14 protein-coding genes and 2 pseudogenes are annotated in these 18506 nt (G+C 60.4%); 7 read left to right on the forward strand and 9 right to left on the reverse strand.

Annotated features, from left to right (window positions below; translation table 11 throughout):
* Positions 1 to 74: 74 nt before the first annotated feature.
* A pseudogene (locus AABM54_RS17590) lies at positions 75 to 1853 on the forward strand (HAMP domain-containing protein); the annotation flags it as partial.
* A 148-nt stretch (positions 1854 to 2001) separates the two neighbouring features.
* Here AABM54_RS17590 and AABM54_RS17595 read toward each other — a convergent pair.
* Positions 2002 to 2484: a GAF domain-containing protein gene (locus AABM54_RS17595; RefSeq protein ID WP_347901271.1), complete on the reverse strand. Its 483-nt coding sequence runs from the start codon at positions 2482 to 2484 to the stop codon at positions 2002 to 2004.
* Positions 2481 to 3371, reverse strand: coding sequence for an ATP-binding protein (locus tag AABM54_RS17600; RefSeq protein WP_347901273.1), 891 nt, complete (start codon positions 3369 to 3371; stop codon positions 2481 to 2483). Before AABM54_RS17600 ends, AABM54_RS17595 begins: the two co-directional genes overlap by 4 nt.
* Before the next feature lie 166 nt (positions 3372 to 3537).
* Between AABM54_RS17600 and AABM54_RS17605 the strand changes: the two genes are divergently transcribed.
* Positions 3538 to 5859: a response regulator gene (locus AABM54_RS17605; RefSeq protein WP_347901274.1), complete on the forward strand. Its 2322-nt coding sequence runs from the start codon at positions 3538 to 3540 to the stop codon at positions 5857 to 5859.
* On the opposite strand, the gene AABM54_RS17610 is transcribed toward AABM54_RS17605, so the two are convergent.
* The 3 genes from AABM54_RS17610 to msrB form a co-directional block, all read right to left on the reverse strand.
* Complete coding sequence (locus AABM54_RS17610) at positions 5843 to 6304, reverse strand: MarR family transcriptional regulator (RefSeq protein ID WP_347901275.1); 462 nt, start codon at positions 6302 to 6304, stop codon at positions 5843 to 5845. The two genes, AABM54_RS17605 and AABM54_RS17610, sit on opposite strands and share 17 nt — an antisense overlap.
* On the reverse strand, positions 6301 to 6786 hold the full coding sequence (locus tag AABM54_RS17615) for a glutathione peroxidase (RefSeq protein WP_347901276.1): 486 nt from the start codon (positions 6784 to 6786) through the stop codon (positions 6301 to 6303). Before AABM54_RS17615 ends, AABM54_RS17610 begins: the two co-directional genes overlap by 4 nt.
* A 258-nt stretch (positions 6787 to 7044) precedes the next feature.
* A complete protein-coding gene (msrB, locus tag AABM54_RS17620) occupies positions 7045 to 7440 on the reverse strand; it encodes a peptide-methionine (R)-S-oxide reductase MsrB (RefSeq protein WP_347901278.1) in 396 nt (131 codons plus the stop codon).
* A 224-nt stretch (positions 7441 to 7664) separates the two neighbouring features.
* Between msrB and AABM54_RS17625 the strand changes: the two genes are divergently transcribed.
* Both AABM54_RS17625 and htpX read left to right on the forward strand, forming a co-directional pair.
* Complete coding sequence (locus tag AABM54_RS17625; protein WP_347901279.1) at positions 7665 to 8876, forward strand: pyridoxal phosphate-dependent aminotransferase; 1212 nt, start codon at positions 7665 to 7667, stop codon at positions 8874 to 8876.
* A gap of 314 nt (positions 8877 to 9190) precedes the next feature.
* Positions 9191 to 10081, forward strand: a complete 891-nt coding sequence (gene htpX, locus AABM54_RS17630) for a protease HtpX (protein WP_347901281.1) — start codon at positions 9191 to 9193, stop codon at positions 10079 to 10081.
* A 64-nt stretch (positions 10082 to 10145) separates the two neighbouring features.
* On the opposite strand, the gene AABM54_RS17635 is transcribed toward htpX, so the two are convergent.
* A complete protein-coding gene (locus AABM54_RS17635; RefSeq protein WP_347901283.1) occupies positions 10146 to 10802 on the reverse strand; it encodes a thiopurine S-methyltransferase in 657 nt (218 codons plus the stop codon).
* Between the two features lie 103 nt (positions 10803 to 10905).
* Between AABM54_RS17635 and AABM54_RS17640 the strand changes: the two genes are divergently transcribed.
* On the forward strand, positions 10906 to 11673 hold the full coding sequence (locus AABM54_RS17640) for a class III extradiol ring-cleavage dioxygenase (protein ID WP_347901284.1): 768 nt from the start codon (positions 10906 to 10908) through the stop codon (positions 11671 to 11673).
* A 188-nt stretch (positions 11674 to 11861) separates the two neighbouring features.
* Here the strand turns inward: AABM54_RS17640 and AABM54_RS17645 are convergent, their stop codons facing one another.
* Positions 11862 to 13535, reverse strand: coding sequence for a DEAD/DEAH box helicase (locus AABM54_RS17645; protein ID WP_347901286.1), 1674 nt, complete (start codon positions 13533 to 13535; stop codon positions 11862 to 11864).
* A 420-nt stretch (positions 13536 to 13955) separates the two neighbouring features.
* On the opposite strand from AABM54_RS17645, the gene AABM54_RS17650 reads away from it, so the two are divergent.
* Positions 13956 to 14747, forward strand: a complete 792-nt coding sequence (locus tag AABM54_RS17650; protein WP_347901287.1) for a crotonase/enoyl-CoA hydratase family protein — start codon at positions 13956 to 13958, stop codon at positions 14745 to 14747.
* A gap of 139 nt (positions 14748 to 14886) precedes the next feature.
* Here AABM54_RS17650 and AABM54_RS17655 read toward each other — a convergent pair whose 3' ends face one another.
* Entirely contained in the window at positions 14887 to 15642 is a 756-nt protein-coding gene (locus tag AABM54_RS17655; RefSeq protein ID WP_347901288.1) for a spermidine synthase, read from the reverse strand.
* A gap of 156 nt (positions 15643 to 15798) precedes the next feature.
* Here AABM54_RS17655 and AABM54_RS17660 point away from each other — a divergent pair.
* Positions 15799 to 17146, forward strand: a pseudogene (locus tag AABM54_RS17660) (class II 3-deoxy-7-phosphoheptulonate synthase).
* A gap of 104 nt (positions 17147 to 17250) precedes the next feature.
* On the opposite strand, the gene AABM54_RS17665 reads toward AABM54_RS17660, so the two are convergent.
* Positions 17251 to 18480 (reverse strand): winged helix-turn-helix domain-containing protein, encoded by a 1230-nt coding sequence (locus AABM54_RS17665; protein ID WP_347901289.1) that lies wholly within the window; start codon positions 18478 to 18480, stop codon positions 17251 to 17253.
* Positions 18481 to 18506 lie beyond the last annotated feature (26 nt).

Raw genomic sequence — 18506 nt, forward strand, 5'->3', positions numbered from 1 at the left:
CCGCACGTCGCCCGATCACGCCTTGACTATGCTTGATCGCCGAGCAGTGCGTAGCAACCAAGGAGTGACCTGCCATGCCCAGCCCACTGCGCCAGGACAAACGCCGGTTTGCGCTGCACGTCCATATCAGCGTGGTGTTTACCTTTTTGCTGCTGCTGACTGGCGTGGTGCTGGGCATTTTCAATTATCGGCAAACCACTCAGATCATTATCTCCAGCAGCGAAAAACTGTTCGAACGGGTCGATCAGGACGTACGGCTCGACTTGCACACCACCTATGAACCGATACGACACCTACTTAACCTGTTGGTGGACAACCCGGCCACCCAGGCACCTGACCTTGAACATCGACTGGCGTTGCTCAAACCCTTCAGCCAGTCGCTTCAAGACAACCCCGACCTCGCCTCGCTGTACCTGGGCTACCCCGACGGTGATTTCTTCATGGTCCGGCCGTTGCGCACCGCGGCCCTGAAACACGCCCTCGGTGCCCCTGACAACGCGGCCTATCAGGTCTGGAGCATTGAACGCGACAGCAACACCCTGCAAGCGCATGCCCAATCACTGTTTTATGACCCGACCCTGACGCTCATCGGCCACGCGGACATCACCAGCGAGGCCTACGATCCACGCACGCGCCCCTGGTACCAAGCCGCTCGCAACGATGCGGACCCGATCACCACAGAACCCTACATCTTCTTCTCCACCCACAACGTCGGCACCACACTGGCGCGACGCAGCAGCCATGACGCCATCATCGGAGCCGACCTGACCTTGGCCGAGTTGTCCGCAACCCTGGCCAAACACCTTGTTACGCCCAGCACCGAAATTGCACTGGTGGATGGCGACGGCAATGCGGTGGCCTACCCTGACAGCAGCCGGCTGATCGTCGACGACCAGACCGCCCGCCTGATCAAGGCCAGGGACTTGAGCCCCGCCCTCGATGCCCTGCTCAAACGCCCCTCGGGTGGCAATCGCCTGCAAGTCGGCAACCGCCAGTGGATCGTCGCCCAGAGCACTATTCAGGAAGGTGGCCCACGGGGTTTGCAGTTGGCGCTGCTGGTGCCTGAAGACGAGTTGTTGGTGGATGCCTATCGAATGCGCTGGCAGGGCGCGCTGATCACCTTGACTACACTGTTGCTGTGCTTGCCCCTTGGCTGGCTGACCTCGCGCATGCTGGTCAGGCCTTTGCGCGCGCTGGTGCAGGAAGCCGATGCGATACGCAGCTTCGACTTCAACCACCCGGTGACGCGCCGCTCCCCGGTGCTGGAAGTCGACCAGTTAAGCGTCTCCATGGCACGCATGAAAGACACCCTGGCAAGCTTTTTCAAGATCACCGCCAGCCTCTCTGCCGAGACCCGATTCGAACCCTTGCTGCAGCGTGTGCTGTTCGAAACCGTAAAAATCGGCCAGGCCGAGGCCGGGCTGATTTACCTGCGAGACACCGACAGCAGCCCCCTCAAACCCCACGGACTGATCATCAACGGTCAATCGCAAACCCTGTCGTCCTTCCACGTTCAGACCCATGACCCCAAAGACGCCCAAAGCCCGCCATGGCTTCAACAACTGGCAAACAGCGACAGCGTCGTAACCACCTTGGGTTTCGAACAAACGGCAGACCTGCAAAGCGTGTTGCTGGCGCTGAAATGCCCCAGCGTGCACCTGATCGGCATTCGCCTGCGCAATCGCCACAACGAAACCGTCGGCATCCTCGCCCTGCTGCTGGCCGACAGTGGCCACCTGGCCGACCTTGAAAAACTGCGGCCCGACCGGGTCGCCTTCATCCAGGCTATTTGCGACGCGGCGGTGCCGGGCATCGAAAGCCAGCGCCCGCAAGCCAGGCAAAAACACCTGATGGGCCCATGACCGGCCGCAGACACGAAATCCGTCCCTGCTTCGAAGTGCTCAAACGCTTATGCAGCATTGTCCAGCGAACCTCGACCCGGCGCAGATCAACGCAATGGGCCCTGACACCCGACTTGAAACATCCGGATTGTGGGACTGATCAGCACGCGGTCAAACGCAGGAAAATCGCCGCCAACTGTTCGATCCCTGCCTGGTCCTCAGCGCTAAAACGCGCCAGCGACGGGCTGTCCAGGTCCAGCACGCCAATCAATCGGCCGTCCTTGATCAAGGGCACCACCAGTTCACTGTTGGAAGCACTGTCGCAGGCGATATGCCCGGCGAACGCATGCACGTCCTCGACCCGTTGGGTTTGCCGGCTCGCCGCCGCCGCACCGCACACGCCGCGCCCGAACGGAATTCGCACACAGGCGATCTGCCCCTGGAACGGCCCAAGGACCAGCTCCTCATTACGATTGAGGTAAAAACCCGCCCAGTTCAGGTCGTCCAACTGGTTGAACAGAAAGGCTGAAAACTGCGCCGCGTTGGCGATGAAGTCACGCTCATCGGCCAGCAGCGACTCCAGTTGCGCACAGAGCAAACCGTAACCGTCCAGCCCTGCACCGCTGATTTTCAAATCGATCATGCCTTGTGCTCCAGCAATTTAAGCCCTACCCAATAGCGGGCGAATTGATACGCGCAACGGCCGTTGCGGTTCCCGCGTCCGGTGGCCCAGCGTACTGCCTGGATCTCCAGCGCTTCGTCACGCTGCCATGCCAAACCGGCCTTGCCTGCGAGCTCGCCCACCCAATGCTCGACCACATCGAGAAAATGCTCCTGGGTGAACGGATAGAACGACAGCCACAACCCGAAGCGGTCCGACAGCGCGATCTTGTCTTCCACCGCCTCGCTGGGATGAAGTTCGCCGTCGACCCGTTTCCAGTTTTCGTTGTCGCTCTCTTTTTCCGGGACCAGATGACGCCGGTTGGAGGTCGCGTACAGCAGCACGTTGTCCGGTGCCTGTTCCAGCGAGCCGTCGAGCACGCTTTTGAGCACCCGGTAATCGCCCTCGCCCGCCTCGAACGACAGGTCATCGCAGAACAGCACAAAGCGCTGCGGCAACTTCGCGATCTGTTCGACGACGCGTGGCAGGTCCGCGAGGTGATCGCGCTCGATCTCGATCAGTCGCAAGCCATGACTGGCATGCTCGGCCAGCAACGCCCGCACCAGCGATGACTTGCCGGTACCGCGCGAACCCCAGAGCAAGGCATGGTTGGCCGGCATGCCGTCCAGAAACTGCCGGGTGTTGCGGCCCAGTTGCTCAAGCTGCCGGTCGACCCCGATCAGGTCGCTCAGGCGCATGCCGAGGTTGACCTCCAGCGGCAGGAGAAAACCGCTGCGCCCCTCACGCTGCCAGCGTGCCGCCAGGCATTGCGTCCAGTCGATAACCTGGCGCGGGGCCGGCAACAGCGGCTCGATACGCGCCAGAACAGCATCGGCACGTTCAAGAAAAGCATTCAATCGAGAATCCACGACTTCTCCTCAGGCAGGTTCACGGTAATGATGGGAGGGTAAACGACAAAACGCAGGACGCTACACTCGGTGATCCCACCCCGGGACGGCCACCAGAGCGTGCCGAAATCCACTCATGTTCAGCTATGCTTCGCCGGGAAGGGAAACGGAAGTGGTTCAGCACCTCATGGATATCAAGTTCACCAATCGCCTGTCTTACAAACAAGCCAGGCTTACTGTGCTGGTCGGTTTCATTCTGGGAACCCTGCTCAGCCTCCTGCAAATCGGCATCGATTATGCCAGCGAAGACGCCTCCATCAACCGGGAAATACTCTCGCTGCTGGAAATCAGCCACAACCCGGCTTCACGCATCGCCTATAACATCGATGCCGAACTCGCCCAGGAACTGACGCTCGGCCTGCTGCGTTCACCCGTCGTGATCAGCGCCCAACTGATCGACAACAACAATACGGTCCTGGCCAGCGTCAAGCGCCCGGAGCTGCAAAGCGGTTACCGGGTCATCAGCGACTTCCTGTTTGGCTCCAACCGCCAGTTCAAGGACCGGCTCTACCTCGACCACCTGCCCGAAGAGTCCCTCGGGACCCTGATACTGGATGTCGACACCTATGCGTTCGGCAGCCGTTTCCTGCGCCGGTCCGAAGTCACGCTGCTCAACGGCTTCGCTCGCAGCCTGATTCTGACCGGGATTCTGCTGGCACTGTTTTACGTGATGCTGACCAAGCCGCTGGTGCGGGTGATCCGCGAACTCAGCAGCCGCGACCCACGCAGCGCTGAGCAGGCGCCCCTGGAGTTTCCTGCCGGGCATGAACACGACGAAATCGGCGTACTGGTGAAGGTCGCCAACCAGCAATTCGAAAACATGGCCACCGAAATCCAGCAGCGACGCAATGCCGAAAACCGCCTGACCGACTACCTCGAACAACTGGAAAACATCGTTTCGGCCCGCACCGCCGAACTCAAGGCGATCAACAACCGCCTGACCCAATCCAACGAAGAGCTGGAAGTTGCCCGTCAGACCGCCCTCGACATGGCCCAGGCGCGGTCGGTGTTCCTGGCCAACATGAGCCATGAGATCCGCACCCCGCTCAACGGCTTGCTGGGGATGATCGCGCTGTCGCTGGACGGCCCGCTGAACGCCGAACAGCAGCAACAACTGTCGATCGCCCATGACTCGGGCAAGGTGCTGGTGGAACTGCTCAACGATATTCTCGACCTGTCGAAGTTCGACGCCGGCCAGTTGGAGCTCGAACGCATTCCCTTTGATCTCGGTTCACTGATCGAAGACACCGCCAACCTGCTGTCGCAGAACGCCGCGCCGAGCGTTGAACTGGCCTGCCTGATCGATCCCAAGTTCCCGGCACTGGTGCTGGGCGATCCGACACGGGTCCGGCAGATTGTCAGCAACTTGCTGTCCAACGCGCTCAAATTCACCCGTTTCGGGCGTGTCGACGTTCGCCTGCGCACCCACGAGGACGGAGTCAGAATCGAAGTCTGCGACACCGGCATCGGCATCGCTCAGGACGCCCAGGTCAAGATCTTCCAGCCATTCACCCAGGCAGGGGCCGGTATTACCCGTCAGTTCGGTGGCACCGGGCTGGGCCTGGCCTTGACCTACAACCTCTGCGAAGCCATGCAAGGGCGCCTGACCATCAGCTCCGAGGCCGGTTTTGGCAGCCAGTTCTGCGCCGATCTGCCGCTGCCGTGTCACACGCCCGCCATTACCCCGGCACCGCTGCGCGGCAAGGTCCTGGCGATCACCGGTGCCAGCAGCGGTCTGGCCGAACTCTTGAGCGGCGTATTGCCTGGCTGGGGGCTGGATTATCAACAGCGAAGCGTCGATGAGTCGTTGCTCGGCCTCAATCCCGATGTGCTGATCACTGACTGTCCGGAGTGCCTGTTTGCTCTGCGCCCGACGCTGGACGCACCGATTCTGCTGGTCACCGCTTACGGCAGCTTCATGCCCAGCGAGCAAGCCAGCGCCCTGGCACCGTTGCAGCAACAGGCACGCCCGCTGGCCCGCAACGCGCTGTACCAGACCTTGCGCCGCGCCTTGCAGGCGGAAGTCACCACGATCAACAACGCCCAACTGGAAAGCATCGCGCCAGTGCGTCGCGGGCGGATCCTGCTGGTCGAGGACAATCCGGTCAACCAACTGGTGGCCAAAGGCATGCTCGGTAAACTGGGGTGTGACGTGCGGGTGGCGTCTCATGGTGGCGAGGCGCTGGATCAGCTGGAACACAGCACCTTCGACCTGGTGTTGATGGACTGCAACATGCCGGTCATGGATGGCTACGAAGCGAGCCGGCAAATCCGCCGCAGCGGCCGTTGGCCAGACTTGCCCATCGTCGCCCTGACCGCTAATGCCATGCCCGAAGAGCGCGAACGTTGCCGTGCCGCGGGCATGAGCGATTACCTGGCCAAGCCGTTTCGCCGCGAAGAGCTGGCCGCCCTGCTGGACCAGTGGGTGCCGACTACAACTGCGCTTTGATCTGTCCGAGCAATTGATCAAGCCCCTGACGCAGGACATCCAGGCGATCCAGATCGACACCGCTGTCGCATAACAGGCTCGCCTTGAGCGGCACCACGCGTTCGCGCAGTGCCAACCCGGCCGGAGAAACGCACAGGTGCACCTCTCGCTCGTCACGTATCGAGCGTTGGCGCTGCACCAACTGCATCTGCTCCAGACGCTTGAGCAGCGGCGTAAGCGTCCCGGAGTCCAGCGACAACCGTTCACCCAGCGCTTTGACGGTGGGCTGCTCAGGCAAGCAGTCCTGCCACTCCCACAACACCAGCATGGCCAAGTATTGCGGGTAAGTCAGGCCCAACTGATCGAGCATCGGCTTGTAGGCGCGGATCACCGCCCGGGAGGTGGCGTACAGCTTGAAGCAGAGCTGACTGTCGAGCCTCAGGGAATCGGCTGACAGCAACGTCATTTCAGCAACGCTTCGATCTCACGGGTCAAGTCTTGCGGCTTGGTCGCGGGTGCAAAGCGCTTGACCACTTTGCCGTCCTGGCCGATCAGGAATTTGGTGAAGTTCCACTTGATGCCCTGGGAGCCCAGCACACCCGGTGCGCGCTTTTTCAGCTGCACAAACAGCGGATGGGCATCACTGCCATTCACCTCGATTTTCTTGAACAGCGGGAAGCTGACACCGAAATTCAACTCGCAGAACTCGGAAATGGCCCCTTCGTCGCCTGGCTCCTGCTTGCCGAACTGGTTGCAGGGAAAGCCCAGCACCACCAGTCCCCGATCCTTGTAGCTCTGCCACAGTTCCTCAAGCCCCTTGTACTGCGGGGTGAAGCCGCACTTGCTCGCGGTATTGACCACCAGCACCGCTTTACCGGCGAAGTCGGCCAAGGTCTTTTGCTCACCCTTGATGGTGGTGCAAGGAATGCTCAGCAGTTTATCGGTCATGGGACGAACTCCATTCGAAGGATCGGGAATGACTAGGCTCTGTACGAAAACTGCCTGCGTGTCGATCATGCTGCGTTAAAAACAGGCTCGGAATGCTCATTTACAACCCGTAAACTCCGCTTCCTCGCCTGTTTTTGCCTTGCCTGATCGCCACTCGGCGACTTTTCGTACAGACCCTAAACATAGTGCGCAATTGAATTGCACGCAATTTAACAACCTCAAAAAAAGCGACCTGTCAGCAGGTCGCTCATTCGTTGTTCAGCCGCGCGGCACCAGGTCCAGGCACACCGAGTTGATGCAATAACGCAAGCCAGTGGGTGGCGGACCGTCCGGGAACACGTGGCCCAGGTGCGCGTCGCACTTGGCGCAAACCACTTCGGTGCGAATCATGCCGTGGCTGACATCGCGGATCTCGACCATCGCGCTCTCGCCAATCGGCGCGTAGAAGCTCGGCCAGCCGCAACCGGAATCAAATTTGGCCCTGGAGTCGAACAACGGCTCGTTGCAGCAGATGCAGTGATAGACGCCATCGGTCTTGGTGCCGTTGTACTTGCCCGAGAACGGCCGCTCGGTGCCCTTCAGACGGCAAACGTTGTACTGCTCCGGGTCGAGCATGGCCCGCCATTCTTCCAGGGTTTTTTCCAACTTTTCCATCGTCATACCTCTGCAACTGAAAAAGCCCGATCTGTACCTTTTCCACGGATCAGGCGGCACGTATGATTGCGCCTCGTTAGACGCCAGTCTGGCAGCCGCGTTACACGCATTCAAACGGATTTTCAGCGCTGTAACCCAGGTTTCAGGCCGACGCGAGGACGCAGGATTCCCAGTACGGTAGTTCATGCGCCGTCTGGATCGTTCATTTTCGGGAACACATCGCCATGCAGGTCAGCAAATCGAACAAGCTCGCCAACGTCTGCTACGACATTCGCGGCCCAGTGCTCAAGCACGCCAAACGCCTGGAAGAGGAAGGTCATCGCATCCTCAAGCTGAACATCGGCAACCCGGCACCGTTTGGTTTCGAGGCACCCGATGAAATCCTCCAGGACGTCATCCGCAACCTGCCGACCGCGCAAGGTTACAGCGACTCCAAAGGCCTGTTCAGCGCCCGCAAGGCCGTGATGCAGTACTACCAGCAGAAACAGGTCGAAGGCGTCGGCATCGAGGACATCTACCTGGGCAACGGCGTCTCCGAGCTGATCGTGATGTCGATGCAGGCCCTGCTCAACAATAACGATGAAGTGCTGGTCCCGGCCCCTGACTATCCGCTGTGGACCGCCGCCGTCAGCCTGGCCGGCGGCAATCCGGTGCATTACCTGTGCGACGAGCAAGCCAACTGGTTCCCGGACCTGGCCGACATCAAGGCCAAGATCACCCCGAACACCAAGGCCCTGGTGATCATCAACCCGAACAACCCGACCGGTGCGGTGTATTCGCGTGAAGTGCTGCTGGGCATGCTCGAACTGGCGCGCCAGCACAACCTGGTGGTGTTCTCCGACGAGATCTACGACAAGATTCTGTACGACGATGCCGTGCACATTTGCACCGCCTCGCTGGCGCCGGACCTGCTGTGCCTGACCTTCAACGGCCTGTCCAAGTCCTACCGCGTGGCGGGTTTCCGTTCCGGCTGGATCGCCATTTCCGGTCCCAAGCATCACGCCCAGAGCTACATCGAAGGCATCGACATGCTGGCCAACATGCGCCTGTGCGCCAACGTGCCAAGCCAGCACGCGATCCAGACCGCACTCGGTGGCTACCAGAGCATCAATGACCTGGTGCTGCCGCAAGGTCGCCTGCTGGAACAGCGCAACCGCACCTGGGAACTGCTCAACGACATCCCCGGCGTCAGCTGCGTCAAACCGATGGGCGCGCTGTACGCCTTCCCGAAGATCGACCCGAAAGTCTGCCCGATCCACAACGATGAGAAGTTCGTGCTCGACCTGCTGCTCTCGGAAAAACTGCTGGTGGTACAAGGCACAGCCTTCAACTGGCCATGGCCTGACCATTTCCGTGTCGTGACGCTGCCGCGTGTCGACGAACTGGACATGGCAATCGGCCGCATCGGTAACTTCCTGAAATCCTATCGGCAGTAAGCCCCAAGCCCTGTGGGATTCGCAAAGAATCCCACAGCGATCAATTCAGCAACACATCTTCTCCCCTCACCTGCACTGATGCGCTCCGCGCTCATTTCCATGGGGCATTGGTCGGTTCAGCCCATGTTCGCGGGACCCGCATGCTGCCGAGCCTGTCCAGAATCAGCCTGACGGTTGTCGGAAACCCCCTGCAAGCACCTGAAAACCCGCTGTAGGACACAGTTTGAAATAGTCACCCGGTTGAATAGCCCGGTGCCGCACCTTATATACCCCGCAGTACGCTACATATTTAGCTTGAGGAGACTTCTACCACCATGATGCGCATCCTGCTGTTTTTGGCCACTAACCTGGCGGTCGTGCTGATTGCCAGCATCACCCTGAGCCTTTTTGGCGTCGACGGGTTCATGGCGGCCAACGGGGTTGACCTTGACCTCCAGCAGCTGCTGATCTTCTGTGCGGTGTTCGGTTTCGTCGGCTCGCTGTTCTCGCTGTTCATCTCCAAGTGGATGGCGAAGATGAGCACCGGCACCCAGATCATCAGCCAGCCACGCACTCGCCATGAACAATGGTTGATGCAGACCGTCGAGCAACTGTCCCGCGAAGCCGGGATCAAAATGCCTGAAGTCGGGATCTTCCCGGCGTACGAGGCCAACGCGTTTGCCACCGGCTGGAACAAGAACGACGCATTGGTTGCGGTCAGCCAGGGCTTGCTCGAACGCTTTTCGCCCGATGAAGTCAAAGCCGTGCTCGCTCACGAAATCGGCCACGTGGCCAATGGCGACATGGTCACCCTGGCCCTGGTACAGGGCGTGGTGAACACCTTCGTGATGTTCTTTGCACGGATCATCGGCAACTTCGTCGACAAGGTGATCTTCAAGAACGAAGAAGGCCGGGGCATCGCCTACTACGTGGCGACCATTTTCGCGGAACTGGTACTGGGCTTCCTGGCCAGCGCGATCGTCATGTGGTTCTCGCGCAAACGCGAATTCCGTGCCGACGAGGCCGGCGCACGCCTGGCGGGCAGCAGCGCAATGATTGGCGCCCTGCAACGCCTGCGCTCGGAGCAGGGCTTGCCGGTGCACATGCCGAGCACGCTGAGCGCCTTCGGCATCAACGGTGGCATGAAACAAGGGCTGGCTCGCCTGTTCATGAGCCACCCACCGCTGGAAGAACGTATCGATGCACTGCGCCGCCTCGGCCAGTAACACTCGATGAAACACCCAAAAAGGGCGACGCAAGTCGCCCTTTTTGCATCCGCAAGAAAATCGATCAGTGCTTGCGCAGACGGTACACACGCTCATCAAGCCGCGTGACGCCGCCCTGAAGAAACTTCCAGCTTTCACCCAGGATATCCCGCGCCTCCTGGACTTCCAGCTGCCAGCGAGCCCCCAGTAGCGCCTGGACTTGATCGTCCGGCACGGCAAACGGTGGCCCCGGCAACTGCGACTGATCGTAGTCCATGGTAATCAGCAATCCCTCACACGGCTCGGGCAGGATCTGAAGCAGGTGTGCGGCATACTGCTCGCGCATCGAGGGCGGCAAGGCAATCAACGCTGCTCGATCATAGAGCGCCACGCAATCGACGACGTCCGCGGTGCTCAAGGCAAAGAAATCACCGCACCACAACTCGATCGGGCCTGCCTGATAGACCTTGAAGGCCCCTCGCACGCTGATGTGCGGCGTAAGTTGTTGCTCATGGAAAAAGTCCTCCACGGCTTTCTCGGACAGCTCAACGCCCAGCACCCGATGCCCCTGCCCGGCCAGCCATACGAGGTCCAGGCTTTTGCCGCACAACGGCACCAGCACCCGCGAGCCTTGCGCAAAGCCCAGTGCGGGCCAGTATCGCAGCAGATAAGGGTTCACCTGCGGCTGATGAAACCCGATCTGGTTAAGCGCCCAACGTTTTTCCCAAAATTCCGGCTGCATGATTCACCCTGAAAATTCGATCAATATGGGCTAAAACTTATATTAGATTTAGATCATTGATCTGACTGAAGATGGGGCCATCTTAACGCTCAGGACCTTCCTCATGCTCCCTAGCCTGTTCATTTCTCACGGTTCACCCATGCTCGCGCTGGAACCCGGTGCCAGTGGACCGGCGCTGGCGCGCCTGGCCTCCGAACTGCCAACACCCAAAGCCATTGTCGTGGTGTCGGCGCACTGGGAAAACCAGGAACTACTGGTCACCGGCAACGCCCACCCCGAAACCTGGCATGACTTCGGCGGCTTCCCGAAGGCACTGTTCGCCGTGCAATACCCGGCCCCCGGTGATCCCCAGTTGGCGGCCAAGGTCGTCGGGTTACTGCAAGCCGATGACCTGACCGCACGCATCGATGACCAACGGCCATTCGATCACGGCGTCTGGGTGCCCTTGTCGTTGATGTACCCGCAAGCCAACATTCCGGTGGTTCAGGTTTCGCTGCCCAGCCGCTTCGGCCCGGCGCTGCAAACCCGTGTCGGCCAGGCCTTGAGCAGCCTGCGTGAACAAGGTGTGTTGCTGATCGGTTCCGGCAGCATCACCCACAACCTGCGCGAACTGGACTGGCATGCCGGCCCGGAAAGCGTCGAGCCCTGGGCCAAGGCGTTTCGCGACTGGATGATCGAGAAACTCGCCGCAAACGACGAAGCCGCCCTGCACGACTACCGCCAGCAAGCGCCGAACGCCGTGCGCAGCCATCCCAGCGATGAGCATTTGCTGCCGTTGTACTTTGCGCGTGGTGCCGGGGGTGAGTTCAGCATCGCCCATCAGGGCTTCACCATGGGCGCGCTGGGGATGGACATCTATCGGTTTGGCTGACAGATAGACCGAGTTGCCCCCATCGCGAGCAAGCTCGCTCCCACAGGGGAAACGCATTCCAGTGCGGGAGCGGGCTTGCTCGCGAAGGGCGCGACACCGATCTCCAGCCAGACACAAAACAGCAGGCCAAAAAAATCCCCGAACCAGTCGGGGATTTTTTATGTGCGATCAATCAGCCCAAGGGCGGATCAATCTTCGCGATAGCGACGCAGTTTCAACTGCTTACCGGCAACGCGAGTGTCCTTCAGTTTGGTCAGCAGTTTCTCAAGACCATCTTCCGGCAACTCGACCAGGCTGAAGCTGTCACGCACCTGGATGCGACCGATGGCTTCACGCGCCAGGCCACCCTCATTGAGGATAGCGCCCAGCAGGTTCTTGGCAGCGATACCATCACGCGCACCCAGCGCGGTACGGCAACGAGCACGACCTTCGGCCAATGGGATCGGCGCACGACGCTCACGATCACCACGGTCCGGACGATCACCGGAACGCTCTGGACGATCACCGCGCGGAGCGTTGTTCGGTACCAGTGGACGTTCTTTCTCGATCGCAGCCAGGGTCAGTGCTTGAGCGTTGGTTGCTTTGCGCAGCAGCGCAGCAGCCAGTGCACGCGGGGTGCAACCGATGTCGGCAGTCAGGCGGTCCAGCAGATCACCGTGAGTCGACTCGGCATCAGCCACCAGCGGCGACAGGCTGTTGGTCAGTTTCTTGATGCGCGCATCGAGAACGGCTTGAGCGTCCGGCAGGCGAACTTCAGCCACTTTCTGACCGGTTACACGCTCGATCACTTGCAGCATGCGGCGCTCACGCGGAGTCACCAGCAGCAGTGCACGACCTTCGCGACCGGCACGGCCAGTACGGCCGATACGGTGAACGTAGGATTCCGGATCGTACGGCATGTCAACGTTGAACACGTGAGTGATGCGCGGAACGTCCAGGCCACGAGCAGCAACGTCGGTCGCCACAACGATGTCCAGACGGCCATCCTTGAGGGAGTCGATCACGCGCTCACGTTGGTTCTGGGCAATGTCACCGTTCAGCGCAGCAGCTTTGTAGCCTTTGGCTTCCAGGGCACTGGCCAGGTCCAGGGTCGCTTGCTTGGTGCGCACGAACATGATCAGGGCGTCGAAATCTTCAACTTCCAGCAGGCTCAATACAGCCGAGGTCTTCTGGTCAGCGTGAACCAACAGGTGAGCCTGTTCGATCGCGGTAACGGTCTGAGTCTTGGTCTGGATCTTCACGTGTTGCGGATCGCGCAGATGGCGCTCGGCAATGGCACGGATCGACTGCGGCAGGGTCGCCGAGAACAATACGGTCTGACGGGTTGCTGGCAAGGCCTTGAAGATAACTTCCAGGTCGTCCATGAAGCCCAGCTTGAGCATTTCGTCAGCTTCGTCGAGAACCAGGTGGTTCACGGTCGCCAGTACTTTTTCGTCACGACGCAGGTGGTCGCACAGACGGCCCGGAGTGGCAACAACGATCTGTGCGCCATTACGGATTGCTTTCAGTTGTGGGCCCATAGGCGCGCCGCCGTAAACGGCCACAACGGTAACGCCCGGCATTTGCTTGGCGTAGGTTTCGAAAGCGGTTGCTACTTGCAGCGCCAACTCACGGGTTGGCGCCAGGATCAGGGCTTGCGGCTCGCGCTTAGCAGGATCGATGCGATGCAGGATCGGCAGGGCGAACGCAGCGGTTTTACCCGTACCGGTTTGCGCCTGACCAATCATGTCGTGACCGGCCATAATGATCGGGATCGATTGCTGCTGAATAGCCGAAGGCTCTTCGTAGCCAGTCGCGATGACGGCTGCAAGAATATTCGGATTAAGATTAAAAGCGGCGAAGCCGCCGGTTTCCTGGGTCATGGGTCTGCCTCTAAGTGCATCCGCAAAGACCCATGCTCCAAAGCTGCGCATGCCGTGTAAGACTCAAGAGTCGCCCTGGCTGCTTTGTCGGCGGGGATTTGCGAAAACGAATGAATGAAAAGAATCGTCTAGGAAGAGCCCGCTGTGCGGACGTGCAGCCGAAGCTGACTTCGGGGAATTGCGCTACCTGAACGCGGCCTGGCTAAAGACCGGCGCGCACTATACCGGAATTCGCCAAAAAAGGGAGCTTTTTTTATCTAAGAAAGCCTGTGTACACCGGAGTGTCACAGGCTTTGCGGATAATCGTGCAGCCGTCTATTTTTTAAAAGCCCGGCCCTGTTGGTCATCAGGCTTAAACGGTTCACCTTTCAGGCGCCGACCTTCGGTCCGAGACTTCCTTTACCCACGAGGAAATGCCCCATGAATCAGCCAGATTCAAGCCGTGTCAGCCGCGAACGGCGCGGGCACATCCTGTTGATAGGCCTTGATCGGGTGGCCAAGCGCAACGCATTCGACCTCGACCTGCTCGATCAACTGAGCCTGGCGTATGGCGAATTCGAAGCCGACAGCGAAGCTCGTGTGGCCGTGGTATTCGGTCACGGTGAGCATTTCACCGCTGGGCTGGACCTGATGAACGTGAGTGCCGCACTGGCCAAGGGCTGGAAAGCTCCGATTGGCGGTTGCGATCCGTGGGGCGTTTTCGCCGGCCCCAGGGTCAGTAAACCGGTGATCGTCGCGGTTCAGGGCTACTGCCTGACCATTGGCATCGAACTGATGCTCGCCGCCGACATTAACCTGTGTGCCAGCAACACCCGCTTCGCCCAGATGGAAGTCCAGCGTGGGATCTTTCCTTTCGGCGGCGCCACCCTGCGTCTGCATCAGATTGCCGGCTGGGGCAATGCCATGCGCTGGTTGCTGACCGGTGACGAGTTCGACGCCCATGAAGCCTTGCACCTGGGGCTGGTGCAGGAAGTGATGGCCAGCGAAGACCTGCTGCCGCGAGCGATTGAGCTGGCCGAGCGAATCGCCCGGCAAGCGCCACTGGGGGTTCAGGCAACGTTACAGTCCGCACGCCAGGCGCGCCTTGAAGGTGAGACGGTGGCGGCGCAGGGGTTACCGCCGTTGGTGAAGAAGCTTTTGGCCAGTGAAGATGCCAAGGAAGGCGTGCGGTCGATGATCGAAAAACGCCCCGGAATCTTCAAAGGCTGCTGACATTACCTTTGTGGCGAGGGCGCTTGCTCCCGCAGGGCTGCGCAGCGGCCCCCAAAATCCAGGCAATCCATGCAGATTTTGTGAGTGTTGCGCACTCAAGCGGGAGCAAGCGCTCCTCGCCACAGAAGCTCGCCAGACTTCAAGTCGCCGGGCGAATCGCCTTGATCAACGCTTGCAACGAATAGCCCAGGCGCGGCGCCAATGCTTCGGCTCGTTCGGTCAACGCCTGCATGTCCAGTTCCTGGTCGAGTTCGCAGGGCACGATCAGAATCACGTTGCCCTCCTTCACCGGCAGTTCCCAATAATGCCTATGAAAAAGCCCCCGCAACAATGCTGCGCCCAGTGGCTTGCCGTCATCGGTCGCCCACTGGTTGATCACCAGCCAGCCACCCGAATTCAGGCGCTTCTGACAGTTTTCCAGGAACCCCCAGGCCAGATGCCCGACACCCGGCCCCACATCGGTATAGAGGTCGACAAAAATCAGGTCCGCGGGCTCGGCCGTCTCCAGTAACTCCAGGGCATCGCCGACGCGGATGTACAAACGCGGATCATCGTCCAGCCCCAGGTACTCGATGGCCAGGCGCGGAACGTCCGGGCGCAGCTCGATGGCTTCGACGTCTTCCAGTGGCAGGAACTTGAGGCACGCCTGGGTCAGGGTGCCGGCACCCAGCCCGAGGAACAGCGCACTTTCGGGCTGCTCATGGCACAACGCGCCAATCAGCATGGCCCGGGTGTAGTCGTACTCCAGCCAGCTCGGGTCGGCGGTGAACACGCAACTTTGCTCGATAGCGTCACCAAATTCGAGAAAGCGGTAATCCGCCACTTCAAACACCCGAATCATGCCGAATTCATCGTGCACCTCGGCGAGCAGATGCTCGACGCGCTCCTCAGTCATTTCGTCTCCTGGTCGTTGCCGGGACGATCCCCGACAACGCAATCATTCGTTGCGCTCAGTGCAGCAAAGGCGCGATTGTCCGCGAAGCGACGGGAACAGGTCACGCATTAATTACTGCTAACATGCCTACCCGACCGTTAAACACTAGAGTCCATGATGAGCCAACCCTGGAGCCCTGACAGCTGGCGCGCCCTGCCGATCCAGCAACAACCCCACTACCCTGACGCGGCGCATCTGCACGCCGTCGAGCAAAGCCTGGCCAGTTATCCGCCACTGGTGTTTGCCGGCGAAGCCCGGGAGTTGCGTCGTCAGTTTTCCGAGGTGACTCAGGGCCGGGCGTTTTTGCTTCAGGGCGGCGATTGCGCAGAAAGCTTCGCCGAGTTCTCGGCAGCGAAAATCCGCGACACCTTCAAGGTGCTGCTGCAAATGGCAATCGTGATGACCTTCGCCGCCGCCTGCCCGGTGGTCAAAGTCGGGCGCATGGCCGGGCAATTCGCCAAGCCGCGCTCGTCCAATGACGAAACCATCAACGGTGTGACGCTGCCGGCCCTACCGTGGCGACATCGTCAACGGCATCGGCTTCGACGAAAAGAGCCGCGTACCGGACCCGGAACGCCTGCTCCAGTCCTATCACCAGTCCACCGCCACCCTGAACCTGTTACGCGCCTTTGCCCAGGGCGGTTTTGCCGACCTGCACCAAGTGCACAAGTGGAACCTGGACTTCATCGCCAACTCGGCCCTGGCCGAGAAATACAGCCACCTGGCCAACCGTATCGATGAAACCCTGGCGTTCATGCGTGCCTGCGGCATGGACAGTTCGCCGCAATTGCGCGAAACCACCTTCTTTACCGCCCACGAAGCACTGTTGCTCAATTACGAAGAAGCCTTCGTGCGCCGCGACAGCCTGACCAACGATTACTACGATTGCTCGGCCCACATGCTGTGGATCGGCGACCGCACCCGTCAGTTGGACGGGGCTCACGTCGAATTCCTGCGCGGGGTGAACAACCCGATCGGGGTCAAGGTCGGCCCGACCATGAACCCCGACGACCTGATCCGCCTGATCGATGTGCTCAACCCGGACAACGACCCGGGCCGCCTGAACCTGATCGCGCGCATGGGCGCCAACAAGGTCGGCGACCATTTGCCGCAACTGATCCGCGCCGTGGAGCGCGAGGGCAAGAAGGTGCTCTGGAGTTCCGACCCGATGCACGGCAACACCATCAAGGCCAGCAGCGGTTACAAGACCCGCGACTTTGCACAGATCCTCGGCGAGGTGAAGCAGTTCTTCCAGGTCCACGAAGCCGAAGGCACGTATGCCGGCGGTATCCACATCGAGATGACCGGGCAGAACGTCACCGAATGCATCGGCGGTGCACGGCCGATTACCGAAGACGGTTTGTCGGATCGTTATCACACCCATTGCGACCCACGGATGAATGCCGATCAGTCCCTGGAATTGGCGTTTTTGATCGCTGAAACCCTGAAGCAAGTCCGCCGTTAAATCGCGGCGCTCCCTTCGCGAGCAAGCCCGCTTCCACATTAGACCGCGTCCGTTTGGACAGCTCGGTCAACTGTGGGAGCGGGCTTGCTCGCGAAGGCGCCAGCTCAATCACTATCAATCTGAGTCAATGCCACCCGCAACCGCGCCGCACTGGCCCTTGGGCAATTGAGCTGAATCTGTTCCAGCCCCAGCCAGTCCGCCATCTGCCGTAAATTGACCGCCAACGCCATCATTCCCCCATCATCCAGCCCCGACTCCTCTTCGTGCACCGCATGCACCGCCAACCGCCCCAACGCCCGCTCCGCCCGCAGATCGACCCGTGCGGCAATCCGCTCATGGTGCAAAAACGGCAGCACGTAATAGCCGTACACCCGCTTGTCCGGCGGCGTGTAGATTTCCAGCCGATAGCGAAAATCAAACAAGCGCTCGGTCCGACTGCGTTCCCAGATCAACGAATCGAATGGTGACAGCAACGCACTGGCCTCGACCTTGCGCGGCACCTTCGGGTCCGGCAGGCAGTAAGCAAGCGACTTCCAGCCCTGCACCTCACATGTCAGCAACTGGCCATTTTCTACCAGCTCGGCCAGTCCGTTACGGCACTCGGTCAGGCTCAAACGAAAGTAGTCGCGCAGGTCCTTTTCGGTAGCAACGCCCAGCGCACCGGCCGCATGCAACAGCAAACCGCGTTGCGCCTCAGCTTCGCCGAGCAGCGGTTGCTGGAGAATCGACTCGGGAATCACCCGTTCCGGCAAGTCATACAGACGCTCGAAACCGCGCCGCCCCGCCACTGTCACTTCACCCGCGGCGAACAACCATTCCAACGCATGCTTTTCCGCGCTCCAGTCCCACCAAGGGCCGGCACGCTCCTGGCGAGTCGACAAACTACCGGCGCCCAGCGCACCCAGTTCCTCGACCGATGACAATACGCGGCGGATCGTGTCCTGCTGCTCACGACCGAAGCGTGCCTGTTGCTGATAAATCCCGTTGCCCTGCGCCGCTTGCTGCATGCGCCAGCGCATCAACGGGTACATCGACAACGGCAACAGCGACGCCTCATGCCCCCAGTATTCGAACAACGTACGCCGCCGCCCCGAACTCCAGGCAGCCTGGTCGAGCAGCTCAGCAGAGTAATGACCCAGGCGAGAGAACAGCGGAAGGTAGTGCGAACGCACCAGAGCGTTGACCGAGTCGATTTGCAGAATGCCCAGGCGCTCAATCAAGCGGTTGAGCTGAGCGGGCTTGATCGTCCCTGGCGGCTGGCGCCCGGAAAAACCCTGGGCTGCCAGCGCCAGACGCCGAGCCTGTTTGAGGGATAAGGACAGTTGTGCGGGCATGGGCTTCTCCTTGTCTGCTCGCAAAC

The sequence above is a fragment of the Pseudomonas purpurea genome, from assembly GCF_039908635.1.
Lineage (GTDB): Bacteria > Pseudomonadota > Gammaproteobacteria > Pseudomonadales > Pseudomonadaceae > Aquipseudomonas > Aquipseudomonas purpurea.